This window comes from Streptosporangium heterodermiicola (genome assembly GCF_051390675.1).
GTDB lineage: Bacteria > Actinomycetota > Actinomycetes > Streptosporangiales > Streptosporangiaceae > Streptosporangium.
On sequence record NZ_JBPJSR010000001.1, the window covers coordinates 763,015 to 786,255 of the forward strand.

Here is a 23,241-nt window from a genome sequence, read left to right on the forward strand (position 1 = left end):
AGGGTTCACCCTACGCATAACGCGCGGGGGCGTCACTAAGTTGCAGTCCCGGTAGGCTGACGTTGTGTTCCGACGTACCCAGACCACCGCGGACGACTCCCCCGCCTCCGCTAACGATCCTAAGCCTGCGGGCAAGGGGCGTCCCACACCCAAGCGACGGGACGCCGAAGGCCGTCGCCGGCAGCCGGTGAACGCCCCCCAGAACCGCAAAGAGGCCTACAAGAACCTCCGCGAACGCCAGGCCAGCGAGCGCGTCAAGGCGCGCGAGGGCATGCTGCGTGGCGACGAGCGTTACTTCCCCGCACGTGACAAGGGGCCCGCCAGGAAGTTCGCGCGTGACTGGGTCGACTCCCGCCGTCTCGCCAGCCAGTACTTCCTGCCGTTCTCCCTCCTCATCCTGCTGCTCACCTGGATCCCCTTCCCGGCGGACGTCCGCGGTTACGTCTACGTCGCGGTGATCACGGTCGGCTGGCCGCTCATGATGGTGGGCGTGCTGCTCACCTCGATCTGGGTGTCCTGGAAGGTGAAGAAGCTGACCGCCGAGAAGTTCCCCAACGAGAACCTCAAGGGCGTCGGCTTCTACGCCGCCATGCGCGCGCTGCAGATCCGCAAGCTGCGCTTCCCGCCGCCCGCCGTGCTGCCCGGCGGCAGGCCGGTCCCGCCGAAGAACTGACGGCGGAGTCACCCGCGGAGCCCGAGAGACCTGGCGAGACCTCGCGACCTCGTGGCCGGACACGTTCACGGACCCCGTCCCCTCCGTGAGGGGGCGGGGTCCTTCGCTCTCAACCGGTTCGTTCCTCACCGGCTTCGCGGCCCCAGCGGCGGGCGCCCTCGCGGGGCCTCGCTCTTCGAGGGGCCTCACTCCCGAACCGGACGGGCGTCACCCTGTGCTACGTACGGTCACTCCGCAACGAACGTCCAGCCCAGCTCGCCGCCGGTGACCACCGGTTTCCAGTGACCGATGGACCCGCCGGTCTCCAGGGCGTGCGCCGTCGCCCGCAGCAGGCGGTAGTACGAACCGATCGGGACGCCGCCGGGCAGGAAATTCATCACGTCCTCGTGATCGGTGCCGCCGACGTCGCGTATCACGGAGTCGACCACCAGATGGTTGCCGCTCCCGTCGGCGCCGAACGGGATCATCCGCCCGTCCCACCACTCCGTCCGCGCGTCCTCGTCCGTGCCCTCTCCCTCGACCTCTCCGTCTATCCCGCACAGCCGCCGCCAGGTGTCACGGATCTCGCGGACCCCATGGTTCCAGTTGCCGAGGAACCCGAACGCCCAGGTGCCGCCCACGACGGAGGCCCCGTCGTGGCGCAGCAGGGAGGCGCGCAGGTCGTTGGGGAAGCGCAGGCCCATCTGCGCCTCGGCGACGGCGATCGTCCGGGCTCTGGCGGGCCTGCCCAGCGTGCGGAGGCTCGCGGGGGCGTTGGCCCCCAGCCACCTCTCGATACGGCGCCACTGGTGGTTCACCGCCCGGGTCACCCTCGGGTCGATCGCCCGCACCCGCGGGGTCCGCGCCGGCGGGTGGCAGTCGGCGTCGGGAACCGCCACGGGGGCCTCGGCGGTCACCTCCGGGACCGGGAGCTCCTCCGTGCCCACACATCGGACGTGCCGGGCCGCCCCTTCCGCGTCCGTGTCGCTCGTGTAGCGCAGCCCTGGCTCCAGCGGGGTGCCCGGTCCCGGTCCGCACCGCCCGCCGGCGCTCCGGACATCGGTCGCCTCGACGGTCTCCACCCCGTTCGAGAAGACCGCGCTCTCCAGGACCTGCGTGCCGAAGGCGAGCACGCACAGCCCGATCCCGATGGCGCCCCAGCGGACCAGGCGGCTCCGGGCCGCCTCGTCCAGCGGCTCTCCCGGCGCCCGCGGCCCCCGCTCGAACATCCGCTCGACGGCGGTCCTGACGGCGGAGGGGGGCCTGGCGGCGTACCGCCTGAGATCTTCGTCCGTGGGGGTGCCGAGGACGGGCACGGGAGGCCATCGGGGCGCGGTCCCGGCTCCGGCCCCCGGTCCTCCGGCGCTCCCGGCTCCGGACCCCGGCCCCCCGGCGCGTCCGGCTCCGGAGCCTGGTTCCCCGGCGCTCCCGGCTCCGGACCCCGGCCCCCCGGCGCGTCCGGCTCCGGAGCCTGGTTCCCCGGCGCGCCCGGCTCCGGACCCCGGTCCTCCGGCGCGTCCGGCTCCAGAGCTCGGTCCCCCGGCGAGTGGCCCCTCGGCGAGGGAGGCGGTCCGGCGCTCCTCCGACCGGCGCCGCAGGCGGGCGACCGCCACGACGCCCGCCACCAGCGCCGCCGCGGCGAGCGCGAGCCGTACCCGTCGGGAAGTGATCAACCGCAACACGCCCGGCAGGCTATCCCGAATCGCCATGAAATATGGCGCCTACTAACCTCGGACCATGGAATTCCGCCACCTTGGCCGCAGCGGTCTCATGGTCAGCGAGATCAGCTACGGCAACTGGATCACACACGGTTCCCAGGTAGAGGAGGACGCCGCCAGGCAATGCGTGCGAGCGGCACTCGACGAGGGGATCACCACCTTCGACACCGCCGACGTGTACGCGGGTACCAAGGCGGAGGAGGTTCTCGGCCGCGCTCTCGCGGGGGTCCGCCGCGAGTCCCTGGAGATCTTCACCAAGGTCTACTGGCCGACCGGGTCCGGCCCCAACGACCGAGGGCTGTCGCGCAAGCACATCACCGAGGCGCTGCACGGCTCGCTGCGCCGCCTGCAGACCGACTACGTCGACCTGTACCAGGCGCACCGCTTCGACAACGAGACGCCGCTTGAGGAGACCCTCAAGACCTTCGACGACCTCGTACGCCAGGGCAAGGTCCTCTACGTCGGCGTCAGCGAGTGGACGGCCGAGCAGATCGGCCGGGCGCTGAAGATCGCCGACGAGATGGGCTTCGACCGCCTGGTCTCCAACCAGCCCCAGTACTCCATGCTGTGGCGGGTCATCGAGGCCGAGGTCGTGCCGCTGAGCGAGAAGGAGGGCGTCGGCCAGGTCGTCTTCTCCCCCATCGCCCAGGGCGTGCTCAGTGGCAAGTACCGGCCGGGGCAGCCGCCTCCCGCCGGTTCCCGGGCCACCGACGAGACCGGGGGGAAGAACGTCATCTCCCGGATGCTCACCGACGACGTGCTCACCCGCGTCCAGCAGCTGGAGCCGGTCGCCGCCGACCTCGGCCTGTCCATGGCCCAGCTCGCGGTGGCCTGGGTGCTGCAGAACCCCAACGTGGCCTCCGCCATCGTCGGGGCCAGCAGGCCCGAGCAGGTCCGCGACAACGTCAAGGCCTCCGGGGTGAAGCTGGAGTCCGAGGTACTGCGGAAGATCGACGACATCCTCGGCCCGATCGTCGAGCGCGACCCCGCCAAGACCGTGAGCCCCGCGTCGCGTCCGTAGCACGGTGACGGGTCGGGTGACGGGTCGGGTTGGCCGGGTCGGGTGACCGGATCAGGTGACCCGTCACGGTGAACGCCGGTGGCGTTGACCTGGCCTCTCGCGTTCGGGGCTGCTCGCGTTCGGGGCCGCTCGCGTTCGGGGCCGCTCGCGTTCGCGGATGCTCGCGTTCGGGGCCGCTTGCGTTCGCGGGTGCCCGCGGTCGTGCGCCCTTCGCGTTCGTGCGCGGAACGGGAAAGAACCCCTCGGTTCCTCATCCTCAGAGAGGGGCCGAGGGGTTCTCCGTTCATCCGGGTTCACTCCGGGCGCAGTGACATGCCCTCGTACTCGACACGCTCGCCTTCGAGCAGGGTGACCTTCTCGACTCCGGAATCCAGCAGCTCACGCCAGCTTTCACCGAGCCACGACTCGGCGTCCGCCTGGCTCGGGAACGTGTCGGACGGCGAAACACCCTCGACCACCTCGCCACCATTCGCGTTTTCGTAACGCCAGCGCCACGTCATGCCATAGCCCCTTCTCGCGGATCCTGCCGGTGCCCCTCGGCGGCTCAGCGAACACTACCTCTCCCGGGCACTCCCGGGCATGAAGGCGAGATCATGACCTCGCGCCCTGTCGCCGGGACGTTCCCGGCACCCTCGGCACGCCACGGAGGTCGTCGGCTTCCGCCCGGAGGCGGAGACACGTGGCCTCCCGACCAGTTCTTCGACCAGGCAGGAGAGCGGACGTGAAGATCTTGATCTCCGGCACGGCGAGCGCGGGCGGATGGCCGTCCCCGGACTGCGGGTGCGCCTCCTGCGCCCGTGCCACACCAGGCCGCCGTCCCATCTCCGTTGTACTCGACGTCCAGGTGACACCCGACGGCTCCCCGATGCCTGGCGCCCCAGCACCGCTCGCCGGCTCCCCGCCACCCGACGGCTCGACAGACCCTGGCGGATCTACGGCCCCTGGCGATTCGGTGACGCCCGGCACCTCGCCGCAGCCCGGTGGTTCGCCGCCGCCCGCCGGCTCACTGCCGCCCGCCGGCTCAGTGGCACCCGGCGGTTCGGTGGAGCCCGGCGGTTCGGTGCGGCTGCCGCTGGCCGGTCCGCTTCCGCCCGGTTACCACGCCTCGGCCGGCCCGGACGGCCTCACCGTCACCACTCCCGGCGGCCGGCGCGTCCTGCACGCCACTTCTTCCCCGCCCGTTCCCCCCCTGCGCGGAGAGCCTCCGTGCGAGAAACCTCCGCGCGTGAGGCCTCCATACGGGGAGCCTTCACGCGGTGAGTTCCCCCGCGACGAATCCTCTCGGGACGAATCTTCTCGTGATGGGCGGGGCGTACGGGAGGAGAACACCGGTGGCGCGGGAGAGGCGTTGGACCTGGTGCTGCTGGACGTGCTGGATCGGCCGGAACGACTGGGGGACCTGCGGCGGCGGGGCCTGGTCGGCGAACGGACGCACGTGGTGGCCGTCGGCGTCGACCACCGGGTGCCCACGGAGGCGGAACTGGTCCGGCGGGGCACTCTGTGGGGGGTGCGCGTCGTACCGGACGGCACGGTCGTCGACATCGGCGAGCCCCCACCCGCCCCGGTTTCCCCGTCCAGGAGGACCCTGCTGCTCGGGGGGAGCCGGTCGGGCAAGTCGGCGGAGGCCGAACTGCGACTGGCGGCGGAGCCAGAGGTGCTCTACGTCGCGACAGGCCCGTCCGGCGACGGCGATCCCGAGTGGCTGCGCCGGGTCCGGGCGCATCGCGACCGCAGGCCCGCCCACTGGAAGACCGCCGAGACCACCGGCCTGGCCGAGTTGCTGCGGTCCTCCGAGATCCCGCTGCTGATCGACGGGCTCGGTACCTGGGTGGCCGCCGTCTTCGACGAGTGCGACGCCTGGCCGGGCGGCGACGGCTCCACCCGCGACAAAAGCAGGGACGGCAGGGACGGCAGGGACGCGGTCGCGGCCCGGTGTGACGATCTGGTCGAGGCCTGGAGGCAGACCCGGGCTCGGGTCGTGGCGGTCTCCGACGAGGTCGGGCTCGGCGTGGTGCCCGGCACCGCCAGCGGCCGGATGTTCCGGGACACGCTCGGCCGGCTGAACCAGCGTCTCGCCCTGGAGTCGGAGGACGTCACCCTCGTCGTCGCCGGCCGTCTCCTCCCCCTCCCCATCTGACCTCCTCCCCGCCCCCTCCCGTAGCCGCTCCCTCCCGCATGAACTCCCTGATGTTGTGACCCGATGTTGTAACCGGCACCCCTCATCGGGCTTCCGGAGCGGCTGAGGCCGTCCCCGAGACGGCACACCACCGAGTCCAGTGGGCATACGCGGTCCGATGGACGTACGCGATCACGGCACCGGGAGGCCGACGGCTACGATCATCGGTCATGTCCGAACCCTCTCCCCCGGCCGAGGACGGCCCGTCCACGTTCGCCGACGGGGCGCGTCTCGCGATCGGCACGCTGAGCGTGTTCCCGGTCCGTCCCGGAGTGATCGACCGCCGCGCGGGAGGGGTCGCGATGACGGTGGCCCCGCTGGTGGGGGCGATGATCGGGGCCGTCGGCGGGCTGGTGCTGGCGATCTCCCTGTGGCTGGGGGTGACACCGCTTCCGGCGTCGGTGCTGGCCGTGGCGATCGTGGCGCTGCTCACCCGAGGGCTGCACCTGGACGGGCTGGCCGACCTCGCCGACGGGCTGGGCAGCGGGAAACCCGCCGAGCGGGCGCTGGAGATCATGAAGCGGTCGGACATCGGCCCATTCGGCGTGGTGACACTGATCCTCGTCCTGCTGGTCCAGGTGACGGCCCTGCAGGAGGCCGTCACCGGTGCGGGCGCGGGGGCGGGCGCGATCACCCTGGTCGCGGCCTGCGCGGCCGGACGGCTCGCCCTCACCTGGGCCTGCCGCGCGGGCATCCCCCCGGCACGCCCGGACGGGCTCGGCGCGATGGTCGCGGGCACCGTACGGCGGAGCGTCGCGGTGGTCGTGACCGCGCTGGTGCTCATGGGAACGGCGGCGCTGGCCTATCTCCACGGCATCGGCGCCCTTGCCCCGTGGTCTTCCGAGTCCTCCGGCGGATGGGGCTATGTGGCCTACGTGGACATGACCCGTTCCGAAGTCGGCGACTTCCTCGGGGCGGGCACCCCCGGTGCGGGTCTCGTATCGGGTCTGGGGCCACTCCTCGCCCCGCTGGGTCTCCCTCTGGCCGTGCTCGCGGGGCTGCTGGCGGCCTGGGCCGTACGGCGCAGGGCCGTGCGACGGCTCGGCGGCGTCACCGGCGACGTCCTCGGCGCCCTCGTCGAGATCACCACCGCGACGACCCTGCTGGCCTGCACGATCCTCGTGAACTGATCTCCCTCCCGGTCTCGGCCGTAGCCGTGGCCGTGGCCGTGGCCGTGGCCCCGAGAGGATCGCGGGACCCGAGGAACCTTCCCACCCGGGATCTCACCCTGCCCTCACGACCTCACCTGGGATCTCGCCCGGCCCTCACACGGCCCCGCTGTGGATTTCACGGGCGGCGACCAGGACCGGCCGCTCGACCGGCCGGTATTTGAACCGGCCGGTATTTGAACAGCAGCGCGGAGACCACGGCCAGCAACACCGAACCGACCAGGCCCGTGATCCCCGCGACGGCGAACACCGGCGGGTCGGCCGCGTCACCGACGAGAAGCATCAGACCCGCCGAGGAGTTCAGCGATCCGTGCCCGACGACCGCCGGCCAGACGCTTCCCGAACAGAGGCGGAGCCAGCCGAGCAGGGCTCCGAAGGTCACGCAGAAGATGACGAACATCGGCGCCGCCCAGGCCCCGAGCTCGGGGTAGTTGTATCCACGCAGGGTGAGCGGGAAGTGCCAGAGCCCCCAGATCACCCCGGACACCAGGATCGCCCGCCAGGCGCCGAGCGGCGTCAGGCGCGGCAGCAACCAGCCTCGCCACCCCCACTCCTCACCGAAGGCCGCGACCGAGTTGACCAGCGGGGCGACCAGGACCATCGACACGGCCTGCACGGCCACCAGGACCCCGGTCCCCATCGAGGGCGTCCCGCCCGGGACGGCCGCCGCCAGGCTCTCGCGGAACAGGCTGAACCCTCGCAGGTCGACGGAGAGCAGGCCGAGGGCGGCACTGAGCGCGATCGCGACGACGACCAGCACGGGGACGCCGAACCAGGCCAGCGCGACCAGCGCGAACACGCGGCCCCGGCTCCCGCCCGCCGACAGGCCCGTCCGCACGGCCCACTCGCGCCCGGTGGCGGGATCCCCGACCCGCCTGTCGTACAGCCGGACGGCGAGGACTCCGAGCGTCGGGGTGAACATCATCGCCACCCCGACCACCGTGAACACGAGCGTGCCGGTCGGCGCGTCCGACAGCCAGAGGGGAAGGGCGAACAACCAGGACAGGCCGAACGCGACGAGCAGGAACAACCACAGGTCAGGGGATCGGCGAAGCATGACACCACCTTCGGGTGCTCGGACGCGGGAGAAACAAGAGAAACAAGAGGAACAGGAGGGACAAAAGGCGGCGGAGGCGGCCACGGGAGGGCCGTGACACAGCGAGGGGCCAGGGAGGCGAGGGACCGGAAGAAGGACGTGCGGAGGAAAGGAGGAGACGGAGAACGGCCGGGGATGGAGGCAGCGGGCGGAAATCAGCGGACAGGGGGTGGTGGCAAAAGCGGGCGAAAGCCGACGAGCGTAGGCCGACGGGCGAAAGCCGATATACGGGGGCGGCGGACGGATATCAGGGGACGAAAGTCAGCGGGCGGGAGCAGGAGCAGGGAACAGAGATGAGGGGACGGAAGCCGACGAGCCGGGATCAGCGGGCGGACGGACCCGTGGAGGCCCGGTCCACGAGGGTGTTCAGCAGGGCGGCGCCCCTCTCCGCGTCGTCGATCGAGATGGCGAGGCGGCCGCCGGAGACGTAGCCCACCACGAGGCACTCCCCGCCGCGGATCATGATCGTCATGGCCCCCGGCAACCCCCTGACGCCCCAGCCCCCGACGCCGGACGGGAGCAGCTCCTCCGTCCAGGCCCGCTCCACCCGCTCGATCGGGATGTGCCTGCGGGGCAGGCGGAACGGCCCGTAGAAGATCACGATGCCCTCCTCGGTGATCTGCACCCGCACCGAGCTGAAGGTCGCCACCGGCAGGCCCACCAGGGACATGATCCCCGCCGGGATCCACAGCGCGCCCTCGCCGCCGATCAGGGCGAGCACGGCGAGCCCCAGGCCCGCGGCCAGGAGGGAGCCGCCGAGCGCGGCGAGCGGGCCGCTGCCCACCGAGGAGACCCACACCGCGCGCTGGCCGGGGCGGAGCGGGATCCGCCTCGTGGGGACGGCGGACGGCTCGGGCCGGTCGTCGGGCCCCGGGCGGGCGGCGAGGGCGCCGAGCCAGCCGCCCAGCACCAGCCCCGCGACCGCGAGCAGCGCGCCCCACCCCAGGTCGGCGGCCCGGCTCCAGTCGGGGGCGTCGAGGTTGGCCGTCAGCGTGACCGCCTGCAGCCCCAGGAAGAACAGGCCGGCGCCGCCCAGCAGGGCGCCGAGCCCCATGCGGCTCGTCCTGCGCCTGAACATCCCGCCGCCGGCGAGCGCGACCCCCCAGGCCCCGCACGCGAGCAGCGCCCACAGGCCCGCCTGGACCAGCAGCGAGGCGGTGAACGGCATCGAGTTGTCGGGGACGCCGGACGGCCCCCAGTGCGTGGCGATCGGATCGGGCAGCCGGTCTCGCAGCGCCAGCGGCGCGGCGATCAGCGCGGCGGTCACCAGCGCGGCCCAACCGGCGGCGATGGACAGGAATCGGGCTCGCAGCCCCACGTCGGTCACCCCTTCCAAGGACCGGGCTCGCGGCCCGGTCACGACAGTTCCCTGATGAGCTCGATGACGTCGTCGTGGCGGTAGCCGTACTGGACCGCCTCGTCGAGCAGGGCTCGCAGCTTCTCCTCGATGACGCTGCGCGGGTTGGGGCGGCTGAGCACGCTCACGCCCCGGCCCCTGCGGAACTCCAGCACCCCCTCGTCGCGCAGGTCCCGCAGGGCGCGCAGCACCGTGTTGGCGTTGATGCCCAGCGCGGCGGCCAGGTCGCGGGCCGGCGGGAGCCGGTCTCCCGGAGCGTACGAACCCTCGGCGACGGCGCGTCTGATCGCCTCGGCGACCTGCTCGTGCAGCGGCCGGGGATCGTTCAGATCCAAGGTAAGCAACATAGTGCTAGCGACATTAGCACCAAGCGGCCCGATGGTGCCACCCCGAATAGCACCATCGGGCGGCACGATTCGTAGGACGAACCCTCGTTTATGCGTACTGCGCCAGCCCGACTAGCATCGGCCTACGTGACCACTGTGCGGCTTACCCCAACTGACAACGCTGTCTCGTTCGATACCGACGCACTGGTCGTCGGCGTCCACACCGGACCGGACGGCCTGCTTCCCGCTCCCGGGGCCGAGGGCCTCGACCAGGCGCTCGGCGGCAGGCTCGCCGCCACGCTCGAGAGCGTGGGCGCCAAGGGTAAGCCGGGCGAGATCTCCAAGATCCCCACCTTCGGCGCGCTGACCGCGCCCCTGCTGGTCGTCGTCGGCCTCGGTGACACTCCCGCCGAGGGCTACGACGCCGAGGTCCTGCGCCGCGCCGCGGGCACCGCGGTCCGCGCCCTGGCGGGCACCGGCCGGGTGGCGCTCGCCCTGCCCGCCGCGAGCGCCGAGCACGCCGGCGCCGCCGCCCTGGGCGGCCTTCTCGGCGCCTACTCGTTCACCAGATACCGCACCGTGGGAGAGCAGAGCTCCCCGGTGGCCGAGCTGGCCGTGCTGACCGACGCCGAGGGCGCCCAGGCCGCGATCGACCGCGCCACCACGCTGGCCGAGTCGGTCTCGCTCGTCCGCGACCTGGTCAACACCCCGCCGTCGGACCTGTGGCCGGCCCGCTTCGCCGAGATCGCCGAGCGGGTGGGCACCGAGGCCGGCCTGTCGGTCGAGGTCCTGGACGAGAAGGCGCTCAAGGAGGGCGGCTACGGCGGCATCGTCGCCGTCGGCCAGGGGTCGGCCAACCCGCCCCGGCTGGTCCGCCTCTCCTACAGCCACCCCGAGGCCACCAAGAGGCTCGCGTACGTCGGCAAGGGCATCACCTTCGACTCCGGCGGCCTGTCGCTCAAGCCGACGGCCTCGATGGACTGGATGAAGTCGGACATGGGCGGCGCCGGCGCGGTCCTCGGCGCGCTCCTGGCGATCGCCGGGCTGGGCCTGAAGGTCAACGCGGTCGGCTACCTCTGCCTGGCCGAGAACATGCCGAGCGGCACCGCGCAGCGCCCCTCCGACGTGTTCACCAGCTTCGCGGGCAAGACCGTCGAGGTGCTCGACACCGACGCCGAGGGCCGCCTGGTCCTGATCGACGGCATCGCCCGCGCCGCGCAGGACGACCCCGACGTGATCGTCGACGTCGCCACGCTCACCGGCGCGCAGATCGTCGCGCTGGGCTGGCGGACGGCGGGCGTCATGGGCAACGACGACGACCTCCGCGCGGAGATCGTCGCGACGGCGGCCGAGCAGGGCGAGGCCGCGTGGCCGATGCCCCTGCCCGACGAGCTCCGCAAGGGCCTCGACTCCCCGGTGGCCGACATCGCCAACCTGCACCCCGAGCGTTTCGGCGGGATGCTGACGGCCGCCATCTTCCTGCGGGAATTCGTACCGGACGGGGTCCGTTGGGCACACATTGACATGGCCGGTCCCGCCTTCAACAAGGGTGAGCCCCACGGCTACACGCCGAAGGGCGGCACCGGGGCGATCACCCGGACACTCGTCGGCCTGGCCGAGCGCCACGCGGGCGAGCCCACCCGGTAACGCCGCGCAAGCGGGTCACAAGCAACCTAGACAAATGAAAAGATGCGGTTGCCGGGGTCAAGCCGAGAAGCGGGCACCGGCACGGCGCCGAGCCGGGTCCGGTGGCGGCGTGGATGCGATCGAGGATCCGCGCGGCCGTCCAGGGCACGACGAGGGGCGCGACCGTGAAGACGGTATTCCGATCCGACAAGGAGCTTTCCTGTGGCTGATGGCAGCGGCCCCTACGACATCGTCGTCCTAGGTGGCGGTAGCGGTGGGTATGCCTGCGCTCTGCGGGCGGCCGAGCTGGGCAAGACGGTCGCGCTGATCGAGAGGGACAAGATCGGCGGTACGTGCCTGCACCGGGGATGCATTCCCACCAAGGCGCTTCTGCACTCCGCGGAGGTCGCCGACGAGACGCGGGAGAGCGCGACCTACGGCGTCAAGGCCCGTTTCGAGGGCATCGACGTGCCCGCGGTCCACGCGTTCAAGGACAAGATCGTCACGCGCGCCTGGAAGGGCGTGCAGGGCCTTCTCAAGAGCAAGGGCATCACGATCATCGAGGGTGAGGGCCGTCTCGCGGGCCCGAACCGGGTGGCGGTGGGCTCCGAGGTCTACGAGGGCCGCAACATCGTGCTGGCGACCGGCTCCGCGCCCAGGTCCCTCCCGGGCCTGGAGATCGACGGCGAGCGGATCATCACCAGCGAGCACGCGCTCAAGCTCGACCGGGTGCCCACCTCGGTGGTCGTCCTGGGCGGTGGCGTCATCGGCGTGGAGTTCGCCAGCGTCTGGCGTTCCTTCGGCGCCGAGGTGACGATCGTCGAGGGCCTGCCGCACCTGCTGCCCCTGGAGGAGGAGTCCAGCTCCAAGCTGCTGGAGCGCTCGTTCCGCCGCCGCGGCATCAAGCAGGAGCTGGGCGTCTTCTTCGAGGGCGTCAAGACCACCGACACCGGAGTGGTCGTCAGCCTGGCCAACGGCAAGACCCTCGACGCCGAGCTGCTGCTCGTCGCGGTCGGCCGCGGCGCGGTCTCCGCGGGCATGGGCTTCGAGGAGGCGGGCGTCGCGATCGAGCGCGGCACCGTCACGGTGAACGAGTTCTGCCAGACCAGCGTGCCCGGCGTGTACGCGGTCGGCGACCTCATCCCGACCCTGCAGCTCGCGCACGCGGGCTTCGCCGAGGGCATCCTGGTGGCCGAGCACATCGCCGGCCTGAACCCGGTGCCGATCGACTACGACGGCGTGCCCAGGATCACCTACTCCGACCCCGAGGTCGCCTCGGTGGGCATCACCTCCGCCCAGGCCAGGGAGCGCGGCCACGAGGTCGTCGAGCTGACCTACGACCTGGCGGGCAACCCCAAGAGCCAGATCCTGCAGACGCAGGGCGCCGTCAAGATCATCGCGGCGAAGGACGGCCCGGTGCTCGGTGTGCACATGGTCGGCCGCCGCATCGGCGAGCTGGTGACCGAGGGTCAGCTGATCTACAACTGGGAGGCCCTGCCCTCCGAGGTCGCGCAGCTCATCCACGCGCACCCCACCCAGTCCGAGGCCGTCGGCGAGGCGATGCTGGCGCTCGCCGGCAAGCCGCTCCACGTCCACAACTAACGCAAGCCCTCACTCGGAACGCGAGAGAAGACAACCCATGCCGAAGTCCGTACAGATGCCCCAGCTCGGTGAGAGCGTCACGGAGGGCACCGTCACCCGTTGGCTGAAGAAGGAGGGCGAGCGCGTCGAGGCCGACGAGCCGCTTCTCGAAGTCTCCACCGACAAGGTCGACACCGAGATCCCCTCCCCGGCGGCGGGCATCCTCACGAAGATCGTGGTGGCCGAGGACGAGACCGTCGAGGTCGGCGCCGAGCTCGCCGTCATCGACGAGAACGGCACCGAGGGCGCCGCCGCCCCGGCGCAGGAGAAGGCCCCCGAGCCCGAGCCGGAGCCGGAGCCCGCCCCTCAGCAGCAGCAGGCGCAGCCGGCCTCCTCGATCCCGCAGCCCGCCCCGCAGCAGGCGCAGGCCCCGCAGCAGCAGACGCAGCAGGCCCCCGCCCCGCAGCAGGCGCAGCCTCAGGCGCAGGCCCCGCAGACCGTCCAGTCCTCCCCGGCCGCGCCGCCGTCGCCGATCGCGGCGTCCGAGCCCGCCGCGCAGCCGTCGGGCGACAGCCCGTACGTCACCCCGCTGGTGCGCAAGCTCGCCGGTGAGCACGGCGTGGACCTCGACTCGCTGACCGGCACCGGTGTCGGCGGGCGCATCCGCAAGCAGGACGTGCTGGAGGCCGCCCGCGACCAGCGCGAGCGTGCGAGCGCGGCCCAGGCCCAGCCGCAGGCGCAGGCCCCGCAGGCCGCCGCCCAGGCCCCGGCCCAGGCGTCCGCCCCGCAGGCCCCCGAGCCGGTCGTGGTGGACACCACGCTGCGCGGGCGCACCGAGAAGATGTCGCGGCTGCGCCAGACCATCGCCAAGCGCATGGTCGAGTCGCTGCAGGTCTCGGCCCAGCTCACGAGCGTGGTCGAGGTCGACGTCACCAAGATCGCGCGGCTGCGCGACCAGGCGAAGGCCGAGTTCCAGCGGCGCGAGGGCGTCAAGCTCACGTTCACGCCGTTCTTCGCCCTCGCCACGATCGAGGCGCTCAAGCAGCACCCGAAGCTGAACGCCACGATCGACAGCGAGACCAACGAGGTCACGTACTTCGACACCGAGCACCTCGGTTTCGCGACGGACACCGAGCGCGGCCTGCTCGTCCCGGTGATCAAGGACGCGGGCGACCTCAACATCGCCGGGCTGTCCCGTAAGATCGCCGACCTCGCCGAGCGCACCCGCACCAACAAGGTGAGCCCGGACGAGATCACCGGCGGCACGTTCACGCTGACCAACACCGGCAGCCGTGGCGCGCTGTTCGACACGCCGATCCTCAACCAGCCGCAGGTCGGCATGCTGGGCACCGGTGCCGTCGTCAAGCGCCCGGTGGTCCTGGACACCCCCGAGGGCGAGGTCATCGCCGTCCGCTCGATGATGTACCTGGCGCTCAGCTACGACCACCGCCTGGTCGACGGCGCCGACGCCGCCCGCTTCCTGACGACGATCAAGCGTCGTCTGGAGGAGGGCCGTTTCGAGAACCAGCTGGGCCTGCACGGCTAGTCACCCGTTCTCCCCCACCGGGCCGGTCCGCGACGTCGCGGGCCGGCCCGGCTCGTTCTCCCGCGCCGGCGGCACCCTCGGGAAACCCGCGGTGATGACGCGAATCCGGTGGGCGTCCGGTTTCCGAAGATCCGGGGGGAGGTCGATTACATTGGACGACATGACGATCATCGTGACCGGGTCCTCGGGCCTGCTGGGATCGGCTCTGGTCAGGGCTCTGCGGGACGACGGCGCCCGGGTGGTCCGTTTGGTCCGGCGGGTGCCGGAGGGCCGCGACGAGGCCTTCTGGAACCCGGCGAAGGGGGTCGTCGAGCGGGAGGCGCTGGAGGGCGCGGAGGCGGTGATCCATCTCGCGGGCGCGGGCATCGGCGACCACCGCTGGAGCGAAGAGTACAAGCGCGAGGTGGTCCGCAGCCGGGTCGAGGGGACCAGGACCCTGGCGGGCGCGCTCGCCGGCCTGGAGGCGAAACCCGCGGTGCTGCTGTCCGGCTCGGCGATCGGCTTCTACGGCGACACCGGGGACGTCGCGGTGGACGAGACGGCGCCCGCGGGTGAGGGGTTCCTCGCCCAGGAGGTCGTGGTGCCGTGGGAGGCGGAGACGGCGCCCGCGGAGGAGGCGGGCATCCGGGTGGTGAGACTCCGTACCGGCCTGGTGCTGAGCGGGCGGGGCGGCATGATGTCGCAGCTTCTCCCGATCTTCAGGGTGGGGCTGGGCGCCCCGCTGGGCTCGGGTCGGCAGTACTGGTCGTGGATCTCCATCGACGACTGGATTCTCGCCGTTCAGCACATCCTGAAAAATCCTGAAATATCGGGGCCGGTGAACGTGACGGCGCCCGAGCCGGTCACCAACGCCGAGTTCACCAAGACACTCGGGGCGGCCCTGCGCCGGCCCACGCTGCCGCTGGCCGTGCCGGGCTTCGTGCTGCGCACGGCCATCGGGGAGTTCGCCGACGAGGGGGTGCTGACCGGACAGCGGGTGCTGCCCCGGCGCCTGCTCGACAGCGGTCACGCGTTCCGGCATACGCGTCTCGGCGAGGCACTGGCCGCCGTACTCTAAGATCCCTGTTTTCAGCGTTCCGGCCGATGAAACCACTGGGAGACAGACATGGGCAGCCCCGGGCAGTCGCACATCCTCGCGATCGGGGGCGGCTCGTTCCGCGCCTCCACGCGCCAGGGGACCATGGAGGCGAGCCCGCTGCTCAGGTACGCCCTCGACCTCACCGGCCAGGACCGGCCCCGCCTGGGCCTGCTCGCCACCGCCACCGGCGACGACGCGGAGTGGCTGCTGAGGATGTACGGCGCCTTCGGCGCGTGGGACGTCGAGGTCAGCCACCTGACCGTGTTCCCGATGACCAACGTCGAGGACCCGCGCGAGTGGGCGCTCAGCCAGGACGTCATCTACGTCAGCGGCGGCAGCGTGGCCAACCTGGCGGTCCTGTGGCGGCTGCACGGCCTCGACGAGGTCTTCGAGGAGGCGTGGCGGGCGGGCGTGGTGCTGGCGGGCCAGAGCGCCGGGGCGCTGTGCTGGCACGTGGGCGGCAACACCGACTCCTTCGGGCCGACGCTGCGGGTGTGGTCCGACGGCCTGGGCATGCTCCCCTACTCCTGCGGCGTCCACTACAACTCCGACCCGCAGCGCCGTCAGCTGCTGCACGAGGCGGTGGCCTCGGGCGAGCTGCCGGAGGGCTACGCCGCCGACGAGGGCGTCGCCCTGCACTACGTGGGCACCGAGTTCATCCAGGCCGTCAGCGTGCATCCCGACGCCTACGCCTACAAGGTCGAGCACGACGGGGCGGGCGGGGCCAAGGAGTTCCGCATCGAGCCTCGGCTTCTCACGTCTTAACCACGAACGGGTCAACTACTCTTGAGGCGTGAGTGACCTGGCAGTCGTCCGTCTTGGCGTTGACTTCCCCTACGAGCAGGCATGGGATCTTCAGCGGCGCATCCACGCGCGCCGGGTGGCCGAGGAGATCCCCGACACCTGCCTGATGCTCGAACACGCGCCGGTCTACACGGCGGGCAAACGCACCGCGCCGCACGAGAGGCCCTCCGACGGCACCCCGGTCGTCGAGGTCGACCGGGGCGGGCGGATCACCTGGCACGGCCCCGGCCAGCTGGTCGGCTACCCGATCGTGAGGCTCGGCGGCCCGCTCGACGTGAACGCCTACGTGAGGCTCCTGGAGGAGACCCTGGTGCACGTCTGCGCCGACTTCGGGGTCCAGGCGGGCCGGGTGGAGGGGCGCGGCGGCGTCTGGGTGGCCGGGGACCCCTCGCACGGCCTGCCCGACAGGAAGGTCGGGGCGATCGGCATCCGGGTCTCCGGCGGCGTCACGATGCACGGGTTCGCCCTCAACTGCTCCAACGACCCGAGCTGGTACAACCGGATCGTCCCCTGCGGCATCAGCGACGCCGGGGTCTCCTCGCTGTCGGCCGAGACCGGCCGCCGGATCGTGGTCGACGAGGTCCTGCCGTACGCCGAGAAGCACCTGGCGGAGGCGCTCGGCGCGCAGGCGTTCGAGCTGCCCGAGGAGGACCTGTTCCGGCGCTGACCCGGCCGTTCGCCGTGCCCGCTCACCCAGCGTGACACCCGCCGTGACCCGGGTCCGCCGCAGCCCGTGGCGGGACATAAGCTGGTGAGGTGAGCGAGCGTGACGACATTTACCGCACCTCGATGTGCACCACCTCGGTCTCCCGACCGACGAAGGAGCTCGCATGACCGTCGCCCCCGAGGGGCGGAAGCTCCTCCGCCTCGAGGTCCGCAACGCCGAGACCCCCATCGAGAAGAAGCCCGACTGGATCAAGACCAAGTTCAGGGCGGGTCCCAATCACACCGAGCTCAGGGCGCTGGTCAAACGCGAAGGGCTGCACACGGTCTGCCAGGAGGCCGGGTGCCCCAACATCTCCGAGTGCTGGGAGGACCGCGAGGCCACCTTCCTCATCGGCGGTGACCAGTGCACCCGCCGGTGCGACTTCTGCCAGATCGACACCGGCAAGCCCAAGGAGTACGACACCGACGAGCCGCGCCGCGTGGCCGACTCGGTGCGGCAGATGGGGCTCAACTACGCGACCGTGACCGGTGTCGCCCGCGACGACCTGCCCGACGGCGGCGCGTGGCTGTACGCCGAGACCGCGCGGCAGATCCACGCGCTCCTGCCCGGCTGCGGCGTCGAGCTGCTGGTGCCCGACTTCAACGGCGACCAGGCCCAGCTGGAGGAGGTGTTCTCCTCCAGGCCCGAGGTGTTCGCGCACAACATCGAGACCGTGCCGCGGATCTTCAAGCGCATCCGGCCCGCGTTCCGCTACGACCGGTCCCTGGGAGTGATCACCAAGGCCCGCCAGGCCGGTCTGGTGACCAAGTCCAACCTGATCCTCGGCATGGGCGAGGAGCGCGAGGAGATCGTCCAGGCCATGCGCGACCTGCACGAGGCCGGGTGCGACCTGCTCACCGTGACCCAGTACCTGCGGCCCACCCCGCGCCACCACCCCGTCGAGCGCTGGGTGAAGCCGGAGGAGTTCGTGGAGCTGCAGAAGGAGGCGGAGGCCATCGGGTTCGCCGGGGTCCTCTCCGGGCCGCTGGTCCGTTCCTCCTACCGGGCGGGCCGCCTGTACAAGCAGGCCGTCGAGGCTCGCCAGCACGCCTGAGCCCCTCCCGGAAACCCGTGACGACCGGAAGGACCCCGCCCCGGGGCGGGGTCCTTCCGGTTTTCCGCCCCTGACTCCCCGTGACCGGCTCCGGCGAACACGTACGGTCACGGACAGCTGACCGCTCCCGGTGCCGGGACCGAAGCTCGGCAGGTCACGTTTTCACTTCTTGAGCCCTGGATTTGTATCCTTCAGAACATGGCCAAGAAGCCCGAAGACTCAGAGCGCCCGGGGCGCATCAAGCAGCTCCGCATGATCGCGAAGATCATCAAAGAGGCAAACCCCAAGGGGATGCCGATCGTCTACGCCTCGGCGCTGGGCACGCTCGCGCTGTGCGTGGTGATCGGCCTGGTCACGGGCTGGTTCTGGTATCTCCTCTTCATCGGGGTCATGCTGGCCCTCACCGTCGGGCTGGTGGTGTTCGGCCAGCTCGCCCAGCGGGCCCAGTACTCCATGTTGCACGGGCAGGTCGGCGCCGCCGCCGCGATCCTGCAGGGCATGCGCGGCAACTGGGAGGTCACCCCCGCCGTCGCCGTCACCCGCGACCAGGACATCGTGCACCGCGTGGTCGGCTACCCCGGCATCATCCTGGTCTCCGAGGGGCCGGGCAGCCGCGTGCAGAAGATGCTCGTCGCCGAGAAGAAGCGCGTCCAGCGGGTCGCGCTGGACGTCCCCGTCTACGACATCCAGTCCGGCGACGGCGACGGGCAGGTCCCGCTGGCCAAGCTGCAGCGGCACCTGATGAAGCTGCCCCGCAACCTCAAGAAGCCCGCCCTGTACGAGATCAACAACCGGCTGAAGGCGCTCCCGCAGACGCTGCCGATGCCCAAGGGCCCGCTGCCGCGCGGCGCGAAGATGCCCCGCCCGAAGATGCGCTGATGGGCCTCGCCGGGGTGGGCCGCCACCGGGTGGACGCCGCGGCCACCTCCCGGGCCAACCGCGGCTGGTGGGACGGCGCCGCCGACGAGTACCAATCGGAGCACGGGGAGTTCCTGCGCGACGCCGGGTTCGTCTGGGGCCCCGAGGGCCTGGACGAGGCCGACGCCCGCCTGCTGGGCGACGTCGCGGGCAGGGACGTGCTGGAGATCGGCTGCGGGGCCGGGCAGTGCGGGCGCTGGCTGGCCGGGCAGGGCGCCAGGGTGGCCGCCTTCGACCTGTCCTTCCGGCAGCTCCAGCACTCCGGCCGGATCGACCTGGAGGCCGGGTCCGCGCTGCCGGTGGTCCAGGCGGACGCGGAGGTGCTGCCCTTCGCCGACCAGACGTTCGACCTGGCCTGCTCGGCCTACGGCGCGCTGCCGTTCGTGGCCGACGCCGGTGCCGTCCTGGCCGAGATCCACCGGGTGCTGCGCCCCGGGGGCCTGCTGGTCTTCTCGGTGAGCCACCCGGTCCGGTGGGCCTTCCCCGACGACCCGGGCCCCGCCGGGCTCACCTCCGACCGCTCCTACTTCGACCGTTCCGCGTACGTGGAGATCGGCGAGGACGGGCGGCCGTCCTATGTCGAGCACCACCGCACGATGGCCGACTGGGTCGGGCTCGTCACCGCGTCGGGGCTGGTGCTGCGGGGGCTGACCGAGCCCGAGTGGCCGCCGGGCCACGACCGCGAGTGGGGCGGCTGGAGCCCGCTGCGCGGCCATCACCTGCCCGGCACCGCGATCTTCACCTGCGCGCGGTGGACGACTCCCGTACGGTGAACGACCTACGCACGCCAGACGCCCCGCGTATGGCAGATGGCCTGCGCATGGCGGGCGACTCGCGCACGGTGGACGATCCGCGCACGGCAGGCGATTCGCGCGTGGTCGGGCGCACGGGACCCCGCCGGGTGGCCCGGCGGGGTGGAGCCCTCACGCCGGGCGGCGCCTAGCGGTCGCCAGCGGCGTTCAGGACGAGCCCGCCGAGGGCCTCGAAGGTGCCGAACTCCCCGGAGGAGACGAGGTTCTTGGTCACGGCGACCGCGATCCCGGTGGCCGTGTCGGCGTACGCGGCCGATCCGCCGCTGCCCGCCATGCCGAACAGGGTGGGGCTGTCGAGGAGCTGGGTGGCGCCGAGGGCGTACCCGAGGGACCTGGTGGCCGGGAAGGCGGTGACCTCGTCCATGCCGCCGAACTCCACGGCGGTGATCTCGCGGAGCCGTTCCGGCGAGACGAGCCGGACGCCGTCCACCTCGCCCAGCAGGGCCGCGTACATGCGGGCCACCGCGCGGGCGGACATGGTGCCGCCCGCCGGGATGTCGGAGGTCAGCACGTCGGCGCGGTTGCCGAACGCGGCGTCGGGCATCGCGGCCATCGGTGCCGCCGTGTAGCCGTCCACGACCTTGAAGAACGGCATGTCCGCGAACATCGACTCCATGGACATCCCCTCGGGCATCTCGAAGTCGTTCGGCGCGTCCTCCAGGCGGGCCAGCCTGCCCAGCTCCGGCTCGGGGACGGCGAAGAACAGCTCGTCGGCCACCCCCAGCGGTCCGGCGACCTCCTCCCGCAGGACCTGGGAGATCGGCGTGCCGGTGGCCCGGCGGACGATCTCGCCGACGATGTAGCCGAACGACTGGGGGTGGTAGCCGCTTCTGGTACCGGGCTCCCACCAGGGCGTGGCGTCGGCGATCGCCGCGCACATCCCCTTCCAGTCGCACAGGTCCTCCGGGGTGGTGGCCACCGGTACGCCGGGCACGCCCGTCGAGTGGGTCAGGGCGTGCCGCACGGTCGCGCGCTCCTTGCCGTGGGCGCCGAACTCCGGCCACAGCTCGGCGATCGGCGTGTCGTAGCCGAGAACGCCCCGCTCCACGAGCACGTGCGCCACGGTCGAGGTGACGCCCTTGCCGGTCGAGGCGCTCCAGAACGGCGTGCCCGGCGTGACGAGACGCCCGGTGGCCGGATCGGCGACGCCCGCGACGACGTCGACCACCAGCTCGCCGTGCCGGTACGCGGCGACCTGCAGGCCCCGCTCGGCACCGGACTCCACAAGCTTGTCGGCCGCCTCCTGGACCCGCTTCTGCATGTCGTTCACGGTCTTTCTCCTTCTTGATGATTCGTGATGAGACGTGTGACCTGTACGACGGTGAGGCGCCGGGAAAGGAATCGGTCCGGAGGCGGGGAATCGGTGCGGGGCCGGGAATCGGCCCGGGTTCCCGGACCGGGAGATCAGCGCCGCGAGGGTCGCCGGGAGATCGCGAGCAGGACGGCGGGCTCCCGTCCCGGATTGCGCAGGGCCCGCACCGGCAGCCCGTCCAGCCACAGCACGTCGCCGCGCCGGAAGGCCCGGTGATCGCCGTCGGAGCGGACCAGCTCGATCCGCCCGCGCTCCAGCAGGACGATCGCCCCCCGCCACTCGGCTTCGTCGTAAACGCGCGAGCCGCCGGGCTCGACGACGATCCTGCGCACGTCGAACAACGGCCCTGACCGCCCGGGAAGCGAGTGCGCCGGGCTCTCCCCGGCGCCTCCCGGATTCTCCCCGGCACCCGTCACGGCGTCTCCCGGATCCTCACCGGCGCCCGTCACCGAGTCCGTCACAGCGTCCGGGGAAGGCCGAAAGCCGGGAAGATCTCGGCGCCGAAGGTCGTGATCTGGGTGACCAGCCCGTCCTCGACCCGCAGGACACCGAGCCACGAGCCGTGGTACTCGGACTCGCCGGCCCGCTTGACGTACGCCGCCGCCGCGGGCTGCCGGTTGGCGCGGGTGGGCAGGACACGCCAGTCCCCCCACGCCTCGGGGCCGACCATGGCCGGGCGCCACGCGTCGACGATCGACGGCCCTCCCAGAATCCAGATCGGCGCCGGCGGCATCGACTGCCACGCGTCCGCGCGCAGCACCCCGGCCAGGACGGCGGGGTCGGCCTGCTCGACGGCGTCGATGTAGCGCTGCAGCACCGCGCGTTCCTCGCCGGTCGGATCCGGGGACGGCGCCCACTCCAGCCGTCGCGCGGGCAGGTTCTCCCGCATCGTCGACCGTGCCCGCTGCAGGGTGCTCTTCACCGAGACGACGCTCACCTCCAGCAGCGCGGCGGCCTCCTGCGCCGACCAGCCGAGCACGTCGCGCAGGATCAGCACCACCCGCTGCCGGGGAGGCAGGTGCTGGATGGCGGCCATGAACGCCAGCTCGATCGTCTCCTTGGCGACCACGGCGGCGTCCGGCTCGGCCCCCGCGGGCGCGGCGGGCTCCAGGAGCCGGTCCGGGTAGGGGCGCAGCCAGAAGACCTCGGTCGGCGACGGCGACGGCACGCCGGGGGTGGCGAGCACCGGCGCCTCGCGCGGGCGCGGTCGACGCGGGTGGCGGTCGAGGAAGTCCAGGCACGCGTTGGTCGCGATCCGGTACAGCCAGGCCCGGAACGTCGAGCGCCCCTGGAAGCCCTCCCTCTTGCGCCAGGCGCGCAGGAACGTCTCCTGCACCATGTCCTCCGACTCCTCGAACGAGCCGAGCATCCGGTAGCAGTGCACCCGCAACTCCCGCCGGTACCGCTCCGCGAGCGCGCCGAACGCCGGTTCGTCCCCCGCCAGCGCGGCGGCCAGGACCTCGCCGTCCTCCACCGCTTCCCGGCCTGTCTCGTCCCTGGTCACGACCTCATACCTCCCGTACGGCGTCCCGCCCGGCGCGGCCGCCCCCGGTATGACGACCACCGGCCGGAAAAGGAATCGGTCCCGTCGCCCCTCCCGCCCGAATCCCGAACCCGGATACGGGCGTGATCACGGTCGCGGGACGAGCACCGGCGCGGCCGAGAGCGGGCGGGAAGCGGCGCCCGGACAGGCGGGTGGGAACGGGAAGCGAGGCGCGAGGCCCGCTCAGAGGCGTACGACCACGGTGTTCGCCGCGCGGTCGTGCAGGCCGCGCTGGTCGCGGTCCCAGACGAGGGCGGGCACGGCCAGGCAGAGCAGGAAGGTCCGCACCAGCACGGCGACGAACCCGGGGCCGCCACCGCCGAGCGCGGCGACCCGGACGCCGAGCAGGCGCATCCCGAAGGTCATCCCCATGGTGCCCACCAGCAGGAGGTATTCGGCGGCGAGGATCAGGACAGGCACCCAGGGCGCCCTGGCCGGGTCGACCCGCAGGAGCCCCTGGGTGATGGCCCAGGTGCAGATCAGCCAGTCGATCACGATGGCGCCGATCCGGCGGCCGAACCCGGCCACCGAGCCGCTGCCCTCCCGGGGCAGCCCGAGCCGCTCCCCCGGGTAGCCGAGATCGACTCCGGCGGACCTGACGCCGCCGAGCCAGGTCTGGGTCCAACGCGGCTGCTTGCTGCTCATGCTCCAACGGTAGCCGTCCGGGACGCCGCCCTCGCATCCGCCCGCGTCCCCTGCGGCCACCGGCTACCGGTGTCCCGCGAAAGCCGGGGATCATGTGTGTC

22 protein-coding genes are annotated in these 23,241 nt (G+C 72.2%); 13 read left to right on the forward strand and 9 right to left on the reverse strand.

Annotated elements, in window-relative coordinates; translation table 11 throughout:
• Positions 1 to 64 precede the first annotated feature (64 nt).
• Complete coding sequence (locus ACSC1Q_RS03095) at positions 65 to 673, forward strand: DUF3043 domain-containing protein (protein WP_344746179.1); 609 nt, start codon at positions 65 to 67, stop codon at positions 671 to 673.
• Positions 674 to 900: 227 nt separating this feature from the next.
• Here ACSC1Q_RS03095 and ACSC1Q_RS03100 read toward each other — a convergent pair whose 3' ends face one another.
• Positions 901 to 2,334, reverse strand: coding sequence for an SMI1/KNR4 family protein (locus ACSC1Q_RS03100; protein ID WP_436757082.1), 1,434 nt, complete (start codon positions 2,332 to 2,334; stop codon positions 901 to 903).
• Positions 2,335 to 2,389: 55 nt separating this feature from the next.
• Here ACSC1Q_RS03100 and ACSC1Q_RS03105 point away from each other — a divergent pair, with 55 nt between their 5' ends.
• Positions 2,390 to 3,391, forward strand: coding sequence for an aldo/keto reductase family protein (locus tag ACSC1Q_RS03105; protein WP_436757083.1), 1,002 nt, complete (start codon positions 2,390 to 2,392; stop codon positions 3,389 to 3,391).
• A 293-nt stretch (positions 3,392 to 3,684) separates the two neighbouring features.
• Here ACSC1Q_RS03105 and ACSC1Q_RS03110 read toward each other — a convergent pair whose 3' ends face one another.
• A complete protein-coding gene (locus tag ACSC1Q_RS03110; RefSeq protein WP_350970781.1) occupies positions 3,685 to 3,891 on the reverse strand; it encodes a hypothetical protein in 207 nt (68 codons plus the stop codon).
• Between the two features lie 857 nt (positions 3,892 to 4,748).
• Here ACSC1Q_RS03110 and ACSC1Q_RS03115 point away from each other — a divergent pair.
• The gene (locus tag ACSC1Q_RS03115) at positions 4,749 to 5,528 is read left to right on the forward strand and encodes a bifunctional adenosylcobinamide kinase/adenosylcobinamide-phosphate guanylyltransferase (protein WP_436757240.1); all 780 of its coding nucleotides are present in this window, start codon (positions 4,749 to 4,751) and stop codon (positions 5,526 to 5,528) included.
• Positions 5,529 to 5,737: 209 nt separating this feature from the next.
• Positions 5,738 to 6,697 carry an adenosylcobinamide-GDP ribazoletransferase gene (locus ACSC1Q_RS03120; protein ID WP_436757084.1) on the forward strand — a complete coding sequence of 320 codons (960 nt, stop codon included), beginning with the start codon at positions 5,738 to 5,740 and terminating at the stop codon, positions 6,695 to 6,697.
• Positions 6,698 to 6,854: 157 nt separating this feature from the next.
• Here ACSC1Q_RS03120 and ACSC1Q_RS03125 read toward each other — a convergent pair whose 3' ends face one another.
• The 3 genes from ACSC1Q_RS03125 to ACSC1Q_RS03135 form a co-directional block, all read right to left on the reverse strand.
• Positions 6,855 to 7,793: a CPBP family intramembrane glutamic endopeptidase gene (locus ACSC1Q_RS03125; protein ID WP_436757085.1), complete on the reverse strand. Its 939-nt coding sequence runs from the start codon at positions 7,791 to 7,793 to the stop codon at positions 6,855 to 6,857.
• Positions 7,794 to 8,154: 361 nt separating this feature from the next.
• The gene (locus tag ACSC1Q_RS03130; RefSeq protein WP_436757086.1) at positions 8,155 to 9,192 is read right to left on the reverse strand and encodes a DUF1648 domain-containing protein; all 1,038 of its coding nucleotides are present in this window, start codon (positions 9,190 to 9,192) and stop codon (positions 8,155 to 8,157) included.
• The gene (locus ACSC1Q_RS03135) at positions 9,189 to 9,524 is read right to left on the reverse strand and encodes a GntR family transcriptional regulator (RefSeq protein WP_329092738.1); all 336 of its coding nucleotides are present in this window, start codon (positions 9,522 to 9,524) and stop codon (positions 9,189 to 9,191) included. The genes ACSC1Q_RS03130 and ACSC1Q_RS03135 overlap by 4 nt, the downstream gene beginning before the upstream one ends.
• A 138-nt stretch (positions 9,525 to 9,662) precedes the next feature.
• Between ACSC1Q_RS03135 and ACSC1Q_RS03140 the strand changes: the two genes are divergently transcribed.
• The 9 genes from ACSC1Q_RS03140 (at position 9,663) to ACSC1Q_RS03180 (ending at position 19,601) form a co-directional block, all read left to right on the forward strand.
• Positions 9,663 to 11,162: a leucyl aminopeptidase gene (locus ACSC1Q_RS03140; RefSeq protein ID WP_436757087.1), complete on the forward strand. Its 1,500-nt coding sequence runs from the start codon at positions 9,663 to 9,665 to the stop codon at positions 11,160 to 11,162.
• A gap of 201 nt (positions 11,163 to 11,363) precedes the next feature.
• Positions 11,364 to 12,743: a dihydrolipoyl dehydrogenase gene (lpdA, locus tag ACSC1Q_RS03145; protein WP_436757088.1), complete on the forward strand. Its 1,380-nt coding sequence runs from the start codon at positions 11,364 to 11,366 to the stop codon at positions 12,741 to 12,743.
• Positions 12,744 to 12,780: 37 nt separating this feature from the next.
• Positions 12,781 to 14,268, forward strand: a complete 1,488-nt coding sequence (gene sucB / locus ACSC1Q_RS03150) for a 2-oxoglutarate dehydrogenase, E2 component, dihydrolipoamide succinyltransferase (protein WP_436757089.1) — start codon at positions 12,781 to 12,783, stop codon at positions 14,266 to 14,268.
• 160 nt (positions 14,269 to 14,428) lie between these two features.
• Positions 14,429 to 15,325 (forward strand): TIGR01777 family oxidoreductase, encoded by an 897-nt coding sequence (locus ACSC1Q_RS03155; RefSeq protein ID WP_436757090.1) that lies wholly within the window; start codon positions 14,429 to 14,431, stop codon positions 15,323 to 15,325.
• A gap of 48 nt (positions 15,326 to 15,373) precedes the next feature.
• A complete protein-coding gene (locus ACSC1Q_RS03160) occupies positions 15,374 to 16,111 on the forward strand; it encodes a Type 1 glutamine amidotransferase-like domain-containing protein (RefSeq protein WP_436757091.1) in 738 nt (245 codons plus the stop codon).
• Positions 16,112 to 16,139: 28 nt separating this feature from the next.
• On the forward strand, positions 16,140 to 16,817 hold the full coding sequence (gene lipB / locus ACSC1Q_RS03165) for a lipoyl(octanoyl) transferase LipB (protein ID WP_436757092.1): 678 nt from the start codon (positions 16,140 to 16,142) through the stop codon (positions 16,815 to 16,817).
• A gap of 163 nt (positions 16,818 to 16,980) precedes the next feature.
• On the forward strand, positions 16,981 to 17,910 hold the full coding sequence (lipA, locus tag ACSC1Q_RS03170) for a lipoyl synthase (protein WP_350970770.1): 930 nt from the start codon (positions 16,981 to 16,983) through the stop codon (positions 17,908 to 17,910).
• A gap of 198 nt (positions 17,911 to 18,108) precedes the next feature.
• The gene (locus ACSC1Q_RS03175; protein ID WP_436757093.1) at positions 18,109 to 18,789 is read left to right on the forward strand and encodes a DUF4191 domain-containing protein; all 681 of its coding nucleotides are present in this window, start codon (positions 18,109 to 18,111) and stop codon (positions 18,787 to 18,789) included.
• Positions 18,789 to 19,601: a class I SAM-dependent methyltransferase gene (locus ACSC1Q_RS03180; protein WP_436757094.1), complete on the forward strand. Its 813-nt coding sequence runs from the start codon at positions 18,789 to 18,791 to the stop codon at positions 19,599 to 19,601. Before ACSC1Q_RS03175 ends, ACSC1Q_RS03180 begins: the two co-directional genes overlap by 1 nt.
• A gap of 166 nt (positions 19,602 to 19,767) precedes the next feature.
• Here the strand turns inward: ACSC1Q_RS03180 and ACSC1Q_RS03185 are convergent, their stop codons facing one another.
• From ACSC1Q_RS03185 to ACSC1Q_RS03200, 4 genes are all read right to left on the reverse strand, one after another.
• Entirely contained in the window at positions 19,768 to 20,901 is a 1,134-nt protein-coding gene (locus tag ACSC1Q_RS03185) for a serine hydrolase domain-containing protein (protein WP_436757241.1), read from the reverse strand.
• 143 nt (positions 20,902 to 21,044) lie between these two features.
• Entirely contained in the window at positions 21,045 to 21,413 is a 369-nt protein-coding gene (locus ACSC1Q_RS03190; protein WP_436757095.1) for a hypothetical protein, read from the reverse strand.
• A complete protein-coding gene (locus tag ACSC1Q_RS03195; RefSeq protein ID WP_436757096.1) occupies positions 21,410 to 22,456 on the reverse strand; it encodes an RNA polymerase subunit sigma-70 in 1,047 nt (348 codons plus the stop codon). The genes ACSC1Q_RS03190 and ACSC1Q_RS03195 overlap by 4 nt, the downstream gene beginning before the upstream one ends.
• A 222-nt stretch (positions 22,457 to 22,678) precedes the next feature.
• Positions 22,679 to 23,140, reverse strand: a complete 462-nt coding sequence (locus ACSC1Q_RS03200) for an RDD family protein (RefSeq protein WP_436757097.1) — start codon at positions 23,138 to 23,140, stop codon at positions 22,679 to 22,681.
• Between the last annotated feature and the right edge of the window lie 101 nt (positions 23,141 to 23,241).

Bases quoted from the DNA above. Each gene is read 5' to 3' on its own strand.
- ACSC1Q_RS03105 (WP_436757083.1), top strand. From the start codon at position 2,390: ATGGAATTCCGCCACCTTGGCCGCAGCGGTCTCATGGTCAGCGAGATC.
- ACSC1Q_RS03110 (WP_350970781.1), bottom strand. From the start codon at position 3,891: ATGACGTGGCGCTGGCGTTACGAAAACGCGAATGGTGGCGAGGTGGTC.
- ACSC1Q_RS03120 (WP_436757084.1), top strand. From the start codon at position 5,738: ATGTCCGAACCCTCTCCCCCGGCCGAGGACGGCCCGTCCACGTTCGCC.
- ACSC1Q_RS03125 (WP_436757085.1), bottom strand. From the start codon at position 7,793: ATGCTTCGCCGATCCCCTGACCTGTGGTTGTTCCTGCTCGTCGCGTTC.
- sucB (WP_436757089.1), top strand. From the start codon at position 12,781: ATGCCGAAGTCCGTACAGATGCCCCAGCTCGGTGAGAGCGTCACGGAG.
- ACSC1Q_RS03155 (WP_436757090.1), top strand. From the start codon at position 14,429: ATGACGATCATCGTGACCGGGTCCTCGGGCCTGCTGGGATCGGCTCTG.
- ACSC1Q_RS03160 (WP_436757091.1), top strand. From the start codon at position 15,374: ATGGGCAGCCCCGGGCAGTCGCACATCCTCGCGATCGGGGGCGGCTCG.
- lipA (WP_350970770.1), top strand. From the start codon at position 16,981: ATGACCGTCGCCCCCGAGGGGCGGAAGCTCCTCCGCCTCGAGGTCCGC.
- ACSC1Q_RS03175 (WP_436757093.1), top strand. From the start codon at position 18,109: ATGGCCAAGAAGCCCGAAGACTCAGAGCGCCCGGGGCGCATCAAGCAG.
- ACSC1Q_RS03180 (WP_436757094.1), top strand. From the start codon at position 18,789: ATGGGCCTCGCCGGGGTGGGCCGCCACCGGGTGGACGCCGCGGCCACC.
- ACSC1Q_RS03185 (WP_436757241.1), bottom strand. From the start codon at position 20,901: ATGCAGAAGCGGGTCCAGGAGGCGGCCGACAAGCTTGTGGAGTCCGGT.
- ACSC1Q_RS03200 (WP_436757097.1), bottom strand. From the start codon at position 23,140: ATGAGCAGCAAGCAGCCGCGTTGGACCCAGACCTGGCTCGGCGGCGTC.